This is a genomic window from Thermomicrobium sp. CFH 73360 (assembly GCF_023806465.1).
In the GTDB taxonomy this organism is placed as follows: domain Bacteria; phylum Chloroflexota; class Chloroflexia; order Thermomicrobiales; family Thermomicrobiaceae; genus Thermomicrobium.
Genome location: NZ_JAMSLS010000006.1, coordinates 12,095 through 27,764, shown reverse-complemented (window position 1 = coordinate 27,764; position 15,670 = coordinate 12,095). Strand labels below are relative to the sequence as shown.

The window sequence follows — 15,670 nt, the reverse complement described above, 5'->3', positions numbered from 1 at the left end:
GGAGGGGACAATGGAAGAGAGGCCACGGCTTTCCGGCACGAACCAGGCACCAATGACGCCGTCGGAGGAAGGCAGTCGTTGGTTCCTGCCGCTTGCGACGCTGCAAGCCATCTTGCTGCTTGCGCTGGTGGTGGGTACGGCCCTTTTCGTCGCCGAGCTCCGTCGCCTCAGTAACCGAGCAGAGGCCCTTGCGCACGAGGTCACGCTCCTCCAGCAACGTGCTGATGCAGCGGAGCGACGGCTCTCCGACCTTGAAGAGCAGAACGCACAGCTCGCCGCTCAGGTAGCGGGTCGAACGAGTACTACAGCGACACCACAGCCGCCGCCTCCCGTCCGTGCACCGGATCTGACGAAATTGGCAGGAGTTCCGCGTGAGGGACGCGTGCTTGGTGATCCGACGGCACCGGTGCATGTCGTGGTCTGGGGAGACTACCAGTGTCCGGCCTGTGCAGCTTTTGAGCAGCAGCTCTTTCCGCAAGTCCTCGAGCGCTATGTGGCGACCGGTCGCGTCCGCTGGGAGTTCCGTGACCTCGCCTTCATCGGGCGTGAATCGTTGCGTGCTGCTGAGGCGGCCTCCTGCGCGGAGGAGCAGGGGAAGTTCTGGGAGTACCATGTGGGGCTTTACGCCAACTTCGTTGGGGCCAACCGCGGTGGGTATAGCGACGCTCGTCTGAAGGAACTAGCGTCGCTCCTTGGGCTCGATGCGGCAGCGTTTGAGACCTGTCTGGCCGGCGGGCGCCATACGGTACGTGTCCAAGAAGCGGTGCAGCAAGCCCTTGATGCAGGTGTGCAAGCAACGCCGTCCTTTAGTGTCAATGGAAGCCCACCGTTCACGATCAGCCGACTCGACGACTTGGTGGCACGGATCGAGGAGGCCAGCGGATGACTTCCAGGTATCTCCAGACCATGATCATCCGCAAACCTGGAGTCATCAGTGGGCCGCTGCTGGACGGGCAGAAAGCGGTCGTCGGGAGCATCGTTGGAGTCATCCCGTGGGCAGGACATGTCCCGGCTCAAGAGCTGAACGTCACCGTCGTCGTCCAGGGTGCGCAGGTGGCCAGAGGCCCCAGAACGAAAGGACACGGTGTATGAGTGCTCCGCAGACGATACAAACGGTGCGCCTCGCTCTTGTCACCCTGACTCCCCTTTTCCTCGGCGGGGCTGACCCGCGTGGCCAGCCGGAACTCCGGGCCAGTTCAGTGCGCGGTGCGCTCCGCTTCTGGCTGCGCGCTTTGCTCGGAGGATGCTATGGGACGGATGGTGCCGCGCTGACTGAGGTCCGTCGGCTCGAAGCGGAGACCTTCGGGGAAGCCAGCGGTCGTGACAGTGCGGGTGCATCGAGAGTTCTCGTGCGCGTTCTGCCTGCCTCAAGAGCACGATCCGGCTCCGGACAAGCTGCATCCTTTATCCACCCGTGGGATACACCCCGTCATTATCCGCGGAGCTACCTTTTCTTCTCGATGGCCTCCTCAAAAGTTCGTGGACAAGAGATCCCTGCTCGTTCCTTTATCGATCCCCACTTTGAATTCGATCTGGAACTTGCTTCACGACCAGGCGTCCCGGAGCAAGAGGCACGTAAGGCACTCTATACCGCCGTCCGTGCTGCGTGGCTCCTCCTGCACCTTGGCGGCCTCGGTGCTCGCGCGCGCCGTCTGGGTGGTGCACTTGCCCATCGCCCTGTTCCACGCCGCGATGCCGAGGGCCAGGTGGAGATGGCGGTGCCCCGCCATCTGAAGCTTCCTTTTGCGCTCGATCCATCACCAAAGCAGGCGGCTCAGGAGCTGGGGGAAGCCTTAACGGCTCTACGCAAAGGCTTTGATGGCAGTCCTCACGCCAACTCTGCGCGCCCAGCATGGGAGGTGCTCGACCCTCGCTGGTGCCGAATCTGGGTCTTCGGCGAGCGAGACTGGACGAGCGGAGAACGTGGCTGGCCAGCAGTGGCCGATGCGATCGGTACGTGGCTGCGTGATACCCGCCGGCAGCTGCCGACCGCTCAGCGCCTGGTTTTTGGCGCTCCGTTGGTCATTCCACAAAGGCGCGAATCCGTGCCTCCACCTCCAGGGTACGAGCAGGCTGATCGGCGTCCATCCCCACTGTGGCTGACTGTGACGCGTGCCAGGAACGGTAACCTGCTTGGCATTGCCACCCTTTTCCAGTGTCAATTTTTGCCCCGCCACTCCACGAGCCCGGAACAACTGGAACAGCTTTATACCTCGATTGCCCAGGCAGTAAACACGCTCCCCAACGTTGCGGAGGTGCACTATGAGTGAAGCCCTCCTCCGCTTCACCTTCGGCCCCATCCAGGGCTTTATCGCTGAGGCCCGTCGGACAGCTGACCTCTACGCTGGGAGTCGCATCCTCGCGGAACTTGCTCGTGCCGTTGCCCAGTCGCTCCAGCAGGGTGGCGCTCAGCTGGTCTACCCTGCCGACCTAACTTGTGATCCGCCCAATGTGATCGTCGCCCGCGTTCCCTGGGAGCGGGCCGAGGAGCTCGCCCAGCAGGCCGCTGTCGCGCTGCATGCACGCTGGCGAGACATCGCTGACCAAGCACTCGGCGAACTCGCGCGTCTCGTGGTCCTCGATGAAGCGCTGCATCAGCAGTGGCAGCAGCAGACTTCTGATCGCTGGGAACTCTACTGGGCCGCTGTCCCCATCGAGAACGGCGACTATGCCACCGCCTTCCGGCGGGCTGCTGCCGGCGTTGCCGCTCTCAAGAAGACGCGCACCTTCAGCCAGCGGCTGGAGGCCGGTGCGAAGGATGTCCTGAGCGGTCACCGTGCCGCACTCGCCCGTGCTGCTGAAGCGCCGCAGGCTTTCTGGCGTGCCGTCCGCCGACGACCGGACGGCGCACGGCTTGTCGGCGAGCATGAGGTCCTGGACGCGGTTGGTGCCGTGAAGCGCTTCTTCCAACTCGATGCGATCTTCCCCTCTCTCCCCACTATTGCAGCCCGTCCGTTCGCTCGAGCAGCTGCCACGCGGGCGCGGCCTTCGCTTGAGGCCTACCGGGACGCGTTCGAACTACTTGTGACGTCGCTCGGCGAGCGTCCAGACCGGTACCGGCGCAGCGGACTTGGTGTTGACACGTTTCCCTATGACGGAGCCTTCCTTTACGAGGCGACGCTCGAGTGGCCAGCGTTGCTGGAGGAACTTGGGCTCGATCCGGAGACCAACGATCCGCCCCGTACCCAGGTCGAAAAGATCCATCGCGCAGCCCGCTCTGCTCTTACGGAACTCTATCGAGTGGTCGGCCAGCGACCGTCACGGTATGTTGCGGTCCTCGTGCTTGATGGTGACTCGATGGGTGAATGGCTGTCTCGCGCCCTTGCTGAGGGAGGTGAGGCAGCGCACCACGAGATCAGTCACAAGTTAGCCAGCTTCGCACAGGCGGCCCAGCAAGTGTTCACTGGCTCCTTCTCGAACGCCGTACCGATCTACCTTGGGGGCGATGACGTGCTGGCGCTAGCCCCGGCTGAAGAGGCTGTTCCGCTAGCCCTTGCGCTTGCTGAGCGGTTCCACACGGTCACTGGTGGCCGCACGGTTTCAGCCGGCATTGCTCTCGCCCACTGGCTCGAGCCGCTCGGTGATCTCCTGCACGCGGCCCGCGACGCAGAAAAACGCGCCAAGCGGCTGCCGGGTAAAGACGCCATTGCGGTAGAGCTCCAGCCACGCGGCGGGGAGATCGTGCGCGTCGTTGCCAAACGCACCGCGCTCACGGAGCTCCAGCTCGGCGATCTCGTTGACCGTTTTCGACGCGAGGGCCCTGGCAGTCTCTCTGGTCGTCTGCCGACCGACCTGCGGGTTGCCGCCCGTGCCTTGTCAACGGCGGACGAAAGCTTCCGCGCAGTGCTGGTCCGGTCAGTCAAACGGCAAGGGGAATGGCCGGACGGCGCCATAGCGGAGCGTGATCAACTTGTCACGCGGCTACATGCGTTCGCACGAAGCTATGACGACCTCTGCCGTGAGTCGGAAGAGTCGAGCTCCACGGCTATTCCTCGCACCGTGCCCGAGGGTCCGGCCCAGCTGGCCGAATGGCTGGCCGTGGCCCGCTTCCTGGCGAGAGGAGGTGGCGAGTGACCACCCTGTTCCTTGAACCGCTTGATGTCTGGCTGTTCCGTGACGGGCGTCCCTTCACTGCCGGGCAGCAGTTCCGTGCTGCCAGCCGCTTTCCGCCCAGTCCGCTGGTCTTGCAGGGTGCGCTCCGGGCCTACCACCTCATGGTGCACAGCCGCGTCTCTCCGTGGGACGCTCGGGCGGTCGCCGAAGTAGTGGGCGGCCCCGATGACTGGGGGCCGCTGCGGATGATTGGTCCGCTCCTTGCCCGTCGGTTCGAGACCGGCTCGCTCGAGCTGCTTCTCCCGCCTCCCGCCGATGCGCTCGCACGTGGCAACCGCTTGCAGCGACTGCCTGCCCCACAGGAGCCTCCGTCATGGCTCCGCGTTGCCGCACCGACGTCAGCGCTCTTTCCCCTGTGGGAACTTGGAGATACGGTCACCGAGAAGGCCGGTCAGCGGCTCTGGTTGCCGCTCACTGACTTCCCGGCCTATGCCCGCGGCGAGGCCGTTGCTGGGGTGCCGCAGGACGAGCTCTGGGACGAAGAGGTTCGGGTCGGAATCGCTCAGGACTCAGTACGCCGCACGACGCGTGAGGGGCTCTACTACGAGGCTCGCTATGTCCGGCTGGCCCCCGGGGTGGGGCTCCTCATCTCCTTCGCCGGACTTGACTGGCACGAGACTGAGGGAATACTGGCGCTGGGTGGTGAGCGCCGCTCCGCTCGCTTTGTCGTTGTGCCGGAGTTCGCGCTGCCTACACCACCGGATCCTCTCCCCGAGCGCTTCTTCCTTTTCTTCTTGACCCCAGCAGTCTTTGAAGACGGCTGGTTGCCAACTGACTGGAGTGCCTTCTTCGAGGGATCAGTGGAGCTCGTTGCTGCTGCCCTCGAGCGTGCCGAGGTCGTCGGCGGCTTCGATGTGGCGCGGGGGAAGGAGCGCCCGGCATACCGCGCCATTCCCGCTGGGAGCGTCTACTACTTCCGTGCCCATGGAACGGCGCGGCTGCGAAGAGAAACCGGGCTTCCTTGGGTCACCGTCAGCGACTGGGGGCGCGAGGTTGGCTTCGGAACGGTACTGATTGGAGGTTGGTGAGATGGCTGAGGCGAGTGCCTTGCTCTTCGCGTACTGCGAAACACCACTCCACGCGGGGACGGGTCGTGCAGTCGGAACAGTTGATCTCCCCATCCAGCGGGAGCGCATCACCGGGTTCCCCATTGTTCAAGCATCGAGCGTGAAGGGTGTGCTCCGCGACGTCACCCGTGCCAACGGTAGTGAGGCAGAGCGCCATCGCGCCGTCTTTGGTCCTGAGCGGCCTGAAGAGGCTTCCAGTCACGCGGGGGCGCTCCAAGTCACCGACCTTCAAGTTGTCCTCTTCCCGGTTCGCTCACTCGCCGGCGTTTTCGCCTGGACGACCTGCCCTGCTGTGCTTGCTCGCCTCGGGCGCTTCGCCACGCTGGTTGGGATCGAAGGGCCGGTCGATCCGACCCGCTTCACCACACTGGGCCAAGGGCAGTGCGCGGTAGCGAATGAGAGTGCGTTACTCGCGCAGGCTGGCCAGCAGCTCGGCGTCATCCTTGAGGAGTACAGCTTCACCCTTGCCGGAGAACTCGCCGGCCTCGTGTCTGCACTCGCCGAGTGGCTGAGTGCCCACGCCCTGCCCCAGGGGCCGGAGTACGCCTGGTGGCGCGAGAACCTTGCCAAACACCTCTGTGTCCTCGCCGATGACGACTTTCGTGATTTCGTCCTGTACGGCACCGAGGTCGAGGCCCACGTCCGTCTGGAGGATGAGAAGAAGACGGTTGAGACCGGCGCGCTCTGGACGACGGAGACGTTGCCGGCGGAAACGCTCTTGGTTGGTCTCCTGGCCACCACCCGCTCCCGCTACCACAAGGTTGCCGAGGATGGCCGAACGCTCCTCACCTGGCTAACACAGAAGGTCGACGGCAAACGGATTCGCTTGGGCGGCGATGAGACGACTGGCCGGGGTGCAGTCGTTCTGCGGGTTGCTCGCGTCTGAGGGAGGTGGGACGATGAATCAGTCGCAGACCCGAGCGCAGAGCCATCAGCGCACGCTTGAGCAACGACGGGCCGCAGAGGCGTGGCAGTGCGTGGACGCGGTTCGCAAGACCCCGTACGCCGACGAGTACGGTCAGCTGGCTCGTGAGGCAGCGTCGCTCGTCCAGATGCACGGGCTGGGGCAGACGCTCGCCTTCCTCAAGGCCAAAGCCAAGGAGAAGGAGAATGAGCACCAGCACCTCGCCCGCGACCTCTCGCGCTGGGTGAGCCGACAACTGCTCGGCGAGGCTCGCGACGACCTCCGCGAGTGGATCGTGAACCAGGCCACTGTCGCTGAATACCGTCGGGCGACGTTGGAAGCACTTGCCTTCCTGACCTGGCTGAAGCGCTTCGCCGAGGCTGAGTTGGTGAAGGAGTGAGCCGATGCGTGAACGACCACGATTCGGCCAACCCCGTCGCGATGACCGACCGCCCCAGCGTGATAGCGGCTCACCACCGCGCCGCGACGGTGGAACTCGGCCACGCCATGAGTCCGCCGGTGGACGCAGCAGCGATGCGCGTGGGCGCTTGCACCCGCTCCTGCCTCGCCCGACTCGCACGCTTTGGGAAGCCGCACGGCGCAACACCGCGAACCCTGGCCTCCTGTTCGACCGCTTCGCGCCGGAGGCAGCAGTCTTCGGCGATGCGACCGACGAGACGCCGCGCCGCGACTTCCTCCGTGCAGTCATTGAGGCTGGCGAGCGGCTCGCCCGGAGTGAGCTGTCCCGGCAGCTCCTCGCTCGCTGGGAGGCCAGTGTCCGCGCTGCTGGCGCCGAGCCGTTCACAGTAGAACTGCAGAGTCGCCTCGTCACCGGGCTTGGCGCTCATGGGCCGCTCGAGATCGGCTTTCGCTTCGACCGCTTTGGTTTCCCCGTTCTTCCTGGGAGTGGGCTCAAAGGTGTCGCACGGGCCTACGCGCACCTCGTCGAGCGGCGCGACGAGATGGACCCAGACTTCCTCGCCATCTTCGGCCGAGCACCAAAACCTGGCGAGGAGCATAAGGTCGGTCAAGCCGGCGCCCTGGTCTTCTTCGATGCCTATCCGGAACCCGGCTGGCGTCTCGAGCTTGATGTCATGACGCCACACTACCCGGACTATTATGCCGGCAAGGCGCCGCCGACGCCCTGGCAGAACCCCAACCCGATCACCTTCCTGACGGTCGCCAGCGGGACGCGCTACCGCGTCGCGATTGGCCTCCGCCAGGGTATCAGTGATCCAGACGGACGCTTGCGTGGGCGAGCACGGGAGTGGCTTCTGCGTGGGCTGGCCCAGCTCGGCTTCGGTGCTAAGACAACCAGTGGGTATGGGGTGTTCCGTGAAGGAGGCTGAACAGTGACCGCTCCGATCCGCCGTATCCTCGTCCTGAACGTCGGCAAGCCAGTGAATGGCGACGTCGCCCAGCGCCCAGAGGCGGTCGCGCTCCGCGAGGCACGACCCGAGTACGTGGTTTTTGTCTGCTCCGCATCGGCCGACGACCACGACGGGAGCCTCGACTTCGTCGCCGACTACGCGGCGCTGGTCGGCCTTCCCGCCGACCGCTACGAGGTGCTGCCGCTTTCCGACCCCGACGACCTCGTCCTCTGCTATCAGGCCCTCGTCGCGCGCTTCGCGGAGCTCCATCAGCGCTTCCCCACAGCGGAGGTCCACGCTGACTACACCGCTGGTACCAAGTCCATGAGCGCTGCTCTGGTACTCGCGGCGCTGGACAGCGAGGGTGAGCCGGAGGTCAAGTTGCGGCTCGTCCGTGGGGTACGTGGGCGTCAGGCGACCGTGATCCCGGGCACCGAAGACTATGTCGCGGTCTCTGGCGTCCACGACGTCCGCGCTCGACGGGCAGTGGCGCTCGCCCGGGCAGCACTGGAGCGCTTCGACTACGCCGAGGCGGAGCAGCTCCTCGGCGCGGCACTCCAGCGCGAGGTCTCCCGAGTCCTTCGCGAGCAGCTCCAACGGGCACGAGCCCTCTGCCGGGCCTTCGACGCCTGGGATCGCTACGAGTTGGAGCTGGCGCAGCGGTTGCTCGAGCCGTACCGGCGCGACTGGCATCCGAGACTCAGTGTCCTCGGCGAGCTCCGGGGAGTCGTGAGTGCCTTCACGAGCACGCCCGGTCAATCCAGCGACCAGCAGCGGCTCGCGGAGTTGGAGCGCCTGCGCGATCCCTATGTTGCGGTCGAGGATCTTCTGCTCAACGCCGAGCGACGGGCAGCGCAGGGGCGCTACGACGACGCGATGGCGCGCGTCTATCGGGCACTCGAACTCTTCGTCCAGCTCCGCCTCTGGCTCGGCCACCGGATCGATACAGGTGACGTCGATCTGACACGTCTCCCAGAAGACCTTCGTTCGCAGTATGCCACTCGTCTCGAACGAGGGCGTCCACTGACGCTCGCGCTCCTCCAGGCCTGGGATGTGTTGGCTGCCTTCCCTGGTGAACCACTTGCCGACTGGCTACGTGCCGAGCGCGGCCGACTCCTGGACTGGACGCGGCACCGCAACCACTCGCTCCTTGCACACGGATTCACGCCAGTCACGCATACTGTCTGGCGGGAGTATGGCTGTCGCGGGATCGAACTCTGCCGTGCAGGACTTGCAGTGCTCGCGGAGAAGAAGATGCGCCGGCCGCTCAAGCACTGCCAGTTTCCACAGGCAGATCTCCTGTCCCAAGTGAGCTAAGAAGAGGCAACGAACGCATTCCGATCGGTCGAACAGCCTCCTGCACGTTCCCGATGAGGTCCTTCCTCCCGTTCGCGGCTGCACTGCGCTGCACCGCTGGTTGCTGACTGCGTTCCTCACGCGATGTCCGCTCGTTCTCATCGCCCCAAATGAACTGGAAAACTGTCCGTCACGAGTGGTTCTCATCTCCTGTTGAGAAACAGACCAAGAGGGATAGGTGGCGCGAGTCGTGACGCTGCCAGAAACGACTGCGCTGTACCTGTACAGGGGTCGTAGCCCATCTCGCGGTGGTGAGCAGATATGATGCTGCTCGCCGCGGAGAAGGACGTGGGATTCCGTGTGCCTGCCGTCCGTGGTGCTTCATTCGTCGTTGTGGTGGCACAATCTCAGTGTCTAACAAGGTACCTGTCCACCGCAAGCCAGCACCCTCTTCTCCTCGAACAAGGCGCTCATGTCCCCGTGTGGCTCTGGCAAGCGCGCACCCACCAGTGCGTACACGACACAGCAGGGTACCGTTTGGTAGTCCGCGCCTTCACGATCCTGTAACGGTTGATTGAGTTGGTCGTTCATCTTTATGGTGGGGCCGTCATACAGCCTCTCCGAACTCGTGGGAAGGGATGAGGAAGGGGATGGGGCGACTCGGTCTCCTGCTCGCGTTGGCTTTTGCTGTTCTCGGTACGGTCCCGGCCACGCAGCCTGCGCGGGCCAGCAGCGGCCCGCCGGTCGTCTATTTCTCCGCGACCGGTCACCACCTCGCCGAACCGTTCCTTTCCTTCTGGCGCGGCCACGGTGGACTCCGTATCTTTGGTTATCCGATCAGCGAGGCGCACGAGCGCGAGGGGATGCTCGTGCAGTACTTCGAACGGGCGCGCATGGAGGCACCCCGCACCTGCGCTGCTGTCACCGATTGCCCAGTGCAGCTCACCCGGGTTGGTGCACTCCTTTCTGCCGAACGCCGTGAACCCGCCTTTGCACCACTCGTGCTCGATCCTTCTCCGCCGGACACCCCGCTTCGCCGGTATTTCCCTGAGACTGGCCACACACTGGCCTACGGCTTCCTCCGCTATTGGCTCCGAAACGGTGCACTCACAGTCTTCGGGTATCCAATCTCTGAGGAGTTTCGCGAGATCGATCCCGAGACCGGCTACACCTTCACCGTGCAGTACTTCGAGCGGGCGCGCTTCGAGTGGCATCCGGAAGCGCTTGGCACGCTCTGGGAGGTGCAGCTCGGCCGGCTCGGGGCTGCGCTCGCCACGCGCGATGGCGTGGACACCGCACCGGTGCCGCGCCAGCACGGCGTACCGGACTATGATCCCTCGCTCTTTCCGCGTGCCTTCCGCCTCCCTGTTCTGATGTACCACGACGTCGGTGAGCCAGCCGGGCGCTACCGTATTCCTCTGTGGAGGCTCGAACAGCAGCTAGATTGGCTCTTCGCCAAGGGCTACGTGACGGTGTCACTCGAGCAGGCCTATGAAGCACTGCTGGCCGATGGTCCGTTGCCCGAACGGGCCGTGGTGATCACCTTCGATGATGGATCACGAAGTCAGCTGGCCGCCGCACGGGCGCTTGCAACGCGCAATATGACCGCGACGTTCTTTGTCGTCCCAGGCCGTAGCGCTCTCGGCCCAGCAGAGCTGCGCGAACTCCGCTCCATGGGACACGAGATCGGCTCGCATTCCATGACGCACCGGATGATGACCCGCCTTGCCGACCGGGACGTACACTGGGAGGCTGAGGCGAGCCGCCGCGTCCTGCAGGAGTGGCTCGGCGAACCGATCCGCTTCTTCGCCTACCCCGGCGGCGACTGGAACGGCCGAGTCGCGGTAATTGTCAGCACGACTGGCTATCAGGGAGGGTTGGCTGCCTGGGGCGGGGCGCGTTGGACACGCGAGAGACGCTGGGCTGAGCCGCGCATCGAGATCGGCGGCACGATCTCGCTCGACCGCTTTGCCTGGTACGTTGAGCGCTTCTGAGCAGTGCCACCACTTCTCGTCCTCTAACTGCAGGCAGGGGGCCGAGTCGAAGAGATGTTCGCCTGGGATGGAGAGACGGCCCGAAATCGGTATGCCAGGCCGTCTCTCCCGTGCTCACTGAGAGCAGTTCTCAGCCACTTTGTTGCTTCGCGCGTCGCCGCTCGAGGAAACTGCGGATTGCCTCTTGGGCTTCCGGTGTGGTGAAGACGCGCAGGAACAGCTCCCGTTCAAAGCGGAGTGCCGGATCGAGCGGCATTTCAAGTCCCTGCACAATTGCAGCCTTGGCAGCTCGTACCGCTGCTGGCGAATGCTGTGCAATCTGCCGTGCCAGCTCGAGTGCACGTGTCAAGTACTCTTCGGGAGTCGTTACCACATTGACGAGTCCCCACCGTTCGGCCTCCTCGGCCGAAAACTCCCGACCCGTGAGGACGAGCTCCATCGCACGGTACTTCCCGAAGCGTCGTGCAAGGAGCTGTGTTCCGCCCGCGCCTGGAATGAGACCGATGCGAATCTCCGGTGCAGCAAAGCGCGCGGTCTGCGATGCAACGACAAGATCGCAGGCCAACGTCAACTCGAGTCCACCACCGAAGACGTAGCCAGAAACGGCTGCGATCAATGGCTTCGGAAAGCGCCGGATCGTGTCCCACAACGGGAAATCGGAACGGCTGGTCGCCAATTCCTCGACCGTCACCTGAGCAAACCCATCAATGTCCGCACCGGCTGAAAACGCTCGCTCGTTCCCCGTCAGGACAACGACGCGGACTCCGTCATCCACGCGTGCCTCGTCCAGGGCTGTGCACAGTTCGCGCAGCATCTGTTCGTCGATCGCGTTGAGCTTGTCCGGCCGGTTCAGCCGGAGCAACAGCACACCATCTTGTACTTCGCGGAGTATCCGCTCCATCCCACTTCTCCCATTCCCCAACATGCCTCACCGTCGTGGTGCACTCAAGGCTTGCAATGTCGCGGCTGCCTTCTCCCGAAGTGCCGTCTGGCTGAGCAGCTCAACGACCGCTGCCCGCTCAGCCCGCAGGAGTTCCTCCAACGTGCCGGCACTTCGCAACGCACGCGCCAATGTCTCAACCACACTCCGTGCAGTCGGATCCAACTCAGCGAGCGAAGGACCGGCAGTGGTCATCTGCCCAGCCTCGGCGAACGTCTCATGCCAGGCGAGCGGCCGGACTGGCACGCCGTGCGCCAGCGCCCGTGCCAGGTCGGCTGCCGTCTCCAAGAGTCCGTCCCGGTCAACCGTTACCAGCCAGCGGTCTCCGAGGAGGCCAAGTGTTCCAGCCAGGTGGGCCGAATCGACCCGTTCCGCAGCCAGGAGAGTCGTCAGCGCGCTTGCTGCTCCCAATTCTGCACGCAGGAGGGCAGCAAGCGTGGAGGCCCGGGCCTCACTGCGCACGCGCAGAGCCACCAGTGCGCCGAGCGGTACCAGTCCGGCCAAAGCGCCCGGATAACCAAGCGGCGTAGTGAGGTAAGATACCGTCGCATCGCTCCAAAGAGCCAGCGTTGTCCCTGCACCCCGCGCCTCACCGTCGAGTGCCGCGACGACCGGGATTGGGACGCGGGTCAGTGCGTGTAACGCTGCTTGCAGCACGCGGAGCCGCTCCTCAAGTCCGGTCTGATCACCCGATTCAGCCAGCTGGAGGAGTTCACTGTATGGATAACCAAAGCTATCGAGTGCAGGAACGAGCACAAGCGCACTTGGCCATCGTGCCAGAGCTTCCTCGAGCGATCGCGGTAATGCCTCAAGCGACCGTATGCGGAGTGCGAGCACACCGTCTCCAAGGTCGCGCACTCCCTCGCGCTCGAGTGCCTCCCGCGTGCGAATCTGCCGCGTGCGGCGTGTCGAAGGGAGGCGTTCCTCGGGGACGAGTTCACCGCTCGCCGGCTCCAGTACCTGACCGTCCAGGAAGAAGCCGCCGCGTCGCTCGGCCAGCGTGAGGAGCTCTCCAGCTGGCACTCCCGCCTCCGCCAGCAGTGCGCGCACGCGCTGTGGACCGAGGAAGTCCATCTGGGCATATGGGCCGGCTGCCCAGCCAAAGCCCCACTCCAGTGCTCGGTCGACACTAGCGATGTCGCGCGCTGCGTCGGTGGTCCGCTGGAGCACATACCCAAAGGTGCGGCCGAGCAACTGCCGCACGTAGTCACCGTATGGAGAAGGCAACTCAAGCGCGCCAAGCAGACGCTGTGGGAACGGCTGACGCAGAAGGTCCTCGAGTCCCGGAATGGTCGCTGGGCGAGAGAGGCGATCAGCTCGTTGCACCGGGTCGTAGGTCAGCTGCTGCTCCCCTTCGCGGCGGAAGATTCCCCCGCCGGTCTTATCGCCGAGTCGTCCTGCCTGGTACAAGTCAAGAATCCAATCCGGTACTGCGTAATCGTCCCCGGTCGACTCCTGCAGGCTGCGTGTCCCCAGCACCAGGATGTCCAGGCCAGTCAGATCGATGGTCCGGAAGGTTGCCGACCGGGGTCGACCCAAGAGTGGACCGGTGAGCACATCGACGTCTTCAGGAGCAAGCCCGATTTCGCTGGTGAGTCGGACGGCATGGACGAGGGCATAAATGCCAAAGCGGTTCGCGACGAACCCAGGAGTGTCGCGCACCAGGAGGACGCGTCGCCCCAGTCGTTGTTCCAAGAAGCGGACGAAGGTTGCAAAGCGCGTGGTCTCTCCCTCCGGGAACGCGGTGACTTCACAGAGCAGGAGCGCACGCGGTGGATTAAAGAAGTGCGTGACAAAGAACCGCTCACGCCATGCGCCCAGTTCTGCCGGCAAGAGCTGTGCTAGTGTGAAGGTCGAGGTGTTCGTCGTCACGATCGTCTGAGGAGAAAGGACAGCGTCCAACCGGCGGAACAGATCACGCTTCGCATCGCGGTTCTCAATAATCGCCTCCAGCACCCAGTCGCACTCGGTGAGCCATGCGAGATCGTCCTCGACGTTGCCGACTCGTACCCGATCGATCGCGCTGGGATTGAGAAAGGCACGCTGCTGTACGACGCGCTGCAGACCGCGGCGTGCTGGGCCAGCGGCGTCGTCTTGTCCCTTGACATCAAGCAGGACCACGTCGAGTCCGGCCGAAGCGGCGAGCGCCGCGACCGCTGCTCCCATCGACCCAGCACCGACGACACCGATCCGCCTAATCACTCGCTCCCCTCCCACTTCCAATCACAGAATCGCTCGCGGAGCACCGCTTTCGCCAGCTTCCCGGTCGAAGTCTTGGGCAATTCGTCGACGAAGACGAATGCATCTGGTACCCACCAGCGCACAAAGCGCTCGCGCAGGTACTCGCGAAGCTCCTCTGGTGTGACTGTCTTCCCCTCACGGAGCACAACGACTGCCAACGGGCGCTCCTGCCAGCGCTCATGCGGGACACCGATCACTGCGGCCTCTTCGATCGCCGGGTGACTCATCAGCGCGTTCTCCAGCTCGATCGTGCTGATCCACTCACCGCCGGACTTGATCACGTCCTTCAAGCGATCGACGAGCTTCACGTATCCTTCGGAGTCGATGATCCCAACGTCGCCCGTGCGCAGCCAATCGTCAACAAACGAGTCGGGGCTTTCACCACGATAGTAGGAATCCGCAATCCAGGCGCCGCGTACAAGGAGTTCGCCCATCGTCTGTCCGTCCCAGGGCGCCTCCTTCCCGTCAAAGGTAAGGATTTTCGCCTCAACGAAGGGTGCTGGCATCCCCTGCTTGAGGAGGAGTTCATAGTGTCGCTCTGGTGGGAAGTCGCTCAGCTTCACATGGGCCTGTAGGCCGAGCAGCACCTCGCTCATTCCCCAGCCATGAATCACTGTCACGCCAAACGACTCCCAGCGTCGGATCAACGCCTCCGGCGCCGCGCTTCCACCCAAAATCAGGCGAAGCCGCGGCGAGAACGTCCAGCGCCCAGGATACCGCTCCACAAGATTTGCCGCATCATGCCAAACTGTCGGCACACCTGCAACGAATGTTCCCTGCTCATCCGAGAGGAGATTCAAGAGGTCAGCTGGTTGTGGGTGCGGACCCGGCAGCACCATCTTGGCTCCGACGATCAGCCCCGCGTAGGGGAGTGCCCAGCTCGCCACATGGAACATCGGGACCGAAAGCAGGATCGAGTCGTCCTTGCTGACGTAGTAGGTGATGGTCGAGGTTAAGGCAAGCGCCGCAAGTGCCAGTTGCGCGTGCACGTAGAGCACGCCTTTCGGCCGTCCCGTCGTCCCTGACGTGTACAAGAGGAAAGCGGGCGTGTTCCAGTGCACCTCGGCCAAGCACCGCTCATCCGGCTCGTACTGTTGGATCAGTTCCTGATAGGACAGTGCGCCCGGCACCTTGGATGCATCACCAACAACGATCACATGCTCAAAGGGGGCCCGATCGCGAAAGCCCTCATACAGCGGGAGTAACGACTCTTCAACAATCAGTACACGATCTTCGGCATGCTCGGCGATGTATGCCAGATCGTTCGGATGCAGGCGCAGGTTGAGCGTGTGGATCACCGCACCGATGTTCGGTATCGCGAGGTAGGCCACAAGGTGCGGCCAGGTGTTCCAAAGGAGCGTCGCGACCCGGTCGCCTTCCCGAACGCCAAGGCTTTTCAGCGCATTTGCCAGACGCAGCGATTCCTCGGCGAGCTGAGCATACCGGTAGCGGCAGACGCGTCCCTCACCGACTCGTTCCACGATTTCGGAGCGCGGGAAATAGCGTTGGGTTCGGAGGAGGACGTGTCGGATGGTGAGCGTGTCCAAGTTCATAAGACCTGTCCCTCCCGCTTGGCGTACTCACGCAGCGCTCGGATTTCTTCCCACGATGTGCCTGATCTCTCCTCGTGGCGGGAAAGCATTCCTGCCGATGACCAGACGATCGCACTTTGTTCACGCATAAAATAGCGGGGTGCCACACCGACGTCAACCCTTTGCGTTCACGAACGACGAAGAGATGCTCTG

Annotated in this window: 13 protein-coding genes; 10 read left to right on the top strand and 3 right to left on the bottom strand. The window is 64.0% G+C overall.

Annotated features, from left to right (window positions below):
- Positions 1 to 10 precede the first annotated feature (10 nt).
- From NET03_RS10710 to NET03_RS10665, 10 genes are all read left to right on the top strand, one after another.
- Positions 11 to 886 carry a DsbA family protein gene (locus NET03_RS10710; RefSeq protein ID WP_252128916.1) on the top strand — a complete coding sequence of 292 codons (876 nt, stop codon included), beginning with the start codon at positions 11 to 13 and terminating at the stop codon, positions 884 to 886.
- Positions 883 to 1,092 carry a hypothetical protein gene (locus NET03_RS10705; RefSeq protein WP_252128915.1) on the top strand — a complete coding sequence of 70 codons (210 nt, stop codon included), beginning with the start codon at positions 883 to 885 and terminating at the stop codon, positions 1,090 to 1,092. Before NET03_RS10710 ends, NET03_RS10705 begins: the two co-directional genes overlap by 4 nt.
- The gene (gene cmr1 / locus NET03_RS10700; protein WP_252128914.1) at positions 1,089 to 2,270 is read left to right on the top strand and encodes a type III-B CRISPR module RAMP protein Cmr1; all 1,182 of its coding nucleotides are present in this window, start codon (positions 1,089 to 1,091) and stop codon (positions 2,268 to 2,270) included. The genes NET03_RS10705 and cmr1 overlap by 4 nt, the downstream gene beginning before the upstream one ends.
- A complete protein-coding gene (gene cas10, locus NET03_RS10695) occupies positions 2,263 to 4,074 on the top strand; it encodes a type III-B CRISPR-associated protein Cas10/Cmr2 (RefSeq protein WP_252128913.1) in 1,812 nt (603 codons plus the stop codon). Before cmr1 ends, cas10 begins: the two co-directional genes overlap by 8 nt.
- The gene (locus tag NET03_RS10690; protein ID WP_252128912.1) at positions 4,071 to 5,141 is read left to right on the top strand and encodes a type III-B CRISPR module-associated Cmr3 family protein; all 1,071 of its coding nucleotides are present in this window, start codon (positions 4,071 to 4,073) and stop codon (positions 5,139 to 5,141) included. Before cas10 ends, NET03_RS10690 begins: the two co-directional genes overlap by 4 nt.
- A gap of 1 nt (position 5,142) precedes the next feature.
- Positions 5,143 to 6,066, top strand: a complete 924-nt coding sequence (cmr4, locus tag NET03_RS10685) for a type III-B CRISPR module RAMP protein Cmr4 (RefSeq protein ID WP_252128911.1) — start codon at positions 5,143 to 5,145, stop codon at positions 6,064 to 6,066.
- Between the two features lie 13 nt (positions 6,067 to 6,079).
- The gene (gene cmr5, locus NET03_RS10680) at positions 6,080 to 6,484 is read left to right on the top strand and encodes a type III-B CRISPR module-associated protein Cmr5 (RefSeq protein ID WP_252128910.1); all 405 of its coding nucleotides are present in this window, start codon (positions 6,080 to 6,082) and stop codon (positions 6,482 to 6,484) included.
- Between the two features lie 4 nt (positions 6,485 to 6,488).
- On the top strand, positions 6,489 to 7,433 hold the full coding sequence (gene cmr6 / locus NET03_RS10675; RefSeq protein WP_252128909.1) for a type III-B CRISPR module RAMP protein Cmr6: 945 nt from the start codon (positions 6,489 to 6,491) through the stop codon (positions 7,431 to 7,433).
- A gap of 3 nt (positions 7,434 to 7,436) precedes the next feature.
- The gene (locus NET03_RS10670) at positions 7,437 to 8,771 is read left to right on the top strand and encodes a TIGR02710 family CRISPR-associated CARF protein (RefSeq protein ID WP_252128908.1); all 1,335 of its coding nucleotides are present in this window, start codon (positions 7,437 to 7,439) and stop codon (positions 8,769 to 8,771) included.
- Positions 8,772 to 9,400: 629 nt separating this feature from the next.
- Entirely contained in the window at positions 9,401 to 10,744 is a 1,344-nt protein-coding gene (locus tag NET03_RS10665; protein WP_252128907.1) for a polysaccharide deacetylase family protein, read from the top strand.
- Positions 10,745 to 10,874: 130 nt separating this feature from the next.
- On the opposite strand, the gene NET03_RS10660 is transcribed toward NET03_RS10665, so the two are convergent.
- The 3 genes from NET03_RS10660 to NET03_RS10650 are packed head-to-tail and all read right to left on the bottom strand — an operon-like array spanning position 10,875 to position 15,478.
- Positions 10,875 to 11,645 (bottom strand): enoyl-CoA hydratase/isomerase family protein, encoded by a 771-nt coding sequence (locus NET03_RS10660; RefSeq protein ID WP_252128906.1) that lies wholly within the window; start codon positions 11,643 to 11,645, stop codon positions 10,875 to 10,877.
- 27 nt (positions 11,646 to 11,672) lie between these two features.
- Positions 11,673 to 13,886: a 3-hydroxyacyl-CoA dehydrogenase/enoyl-CoA hydratase family protein gene (locus tag NET03_RS10655; protein ID WP_252128905.1), complete on the bottom strand. Its 2,214-nt coding sequence runs from the start codon at positions 13,884 to 13,886 to the stop codon at positions 11,673 to 11,675.
- Positions 13,883 to 15,478, bottom strand: a complete 1,596-nt coding sequence (locus NET03_RS10650; protein ID WP_252128904.1) for a long-chain fatty acid--CoA ligase — start codon at positions 15,476 to 15,478, stop codon at positions 13,883 to 13,885. Before NET03_RS10650 ends, NET03_RS10655 begins: the two co-directional genes overlap by 4 nt.
- Positions 15,479 to 15,670: the final 192 nt, after the last annotated feature.

Bases quoted from the DNA above. Each gene is read 5' to 3' on its own strand.
- cmr4 (WP_252128911.1), top strand. From the start codon at position 5,143: ATGGCTGAGGCGAGTGCCTTGCTCTTCGCGTACTGCGAAACACCACTC.
- NET03_RS10660 (WP_252128906.1), bottom strand. From the start codon at position 11,645: ATGGAGCGGATACTCCGCGAAGTACAAGATGGTGTGCTGTTGCTCCGG.
- cas10 (WP_252128913.1), top strand. From the start codon at position 2,263: ATGAGTGAAGCCCTCCTCCGCTTCACCTTCGGCCCCATCCAGGGCTTT.
- NET03_RS10650 (WP_252128904.1), bottom strand. From the start codon at position 15,478: ATGAACTTGGACACGCTCACCATCCGACACGTCCTCCTCCGAACCCAA.
- cmr1 (WP_252128914.1), top strand. From the start codon at position 1,089: ATGAGTGCTCCGCAGACGATACAAACGGTGCGCCTCGCTCTTGTCACC.
- NET03_RS10665 (WP_252128907.1), top strand. From the start codon at position 9,401: ATGGGGCGACTCGGTCTCCTGCTCGCGTTGGCTTTTGCTGTTCTCGGT.
- cmr5 (WP_252128910.1), top strand. From the start codon at position 6,080: ATGAATCAGTCGCAGACCCGAGCGCAGAGCCATCAGCGCACGCTTGAG.
- NET03_RS10710 (WP_252128916.1), top strand. From the start codon at position 11: ATGGAAGAGAGGCCACGGCTTTCCGGCACGAACCAGGCACCAATGACG.
- NET03_RS10705 (WP_252128915.1), top strand. From the start codon at position 883: ATGACTTCCAGGTATCTCCAGACCATGATCATCCGCAAACCTGGAGTC.
- cmr6 (WP_252128909.1), top strand. From the start codon at position 6,489: ATGCGTGAACGACCACGATTCGGCCAACCCCGTCGCGATGACCGACCG.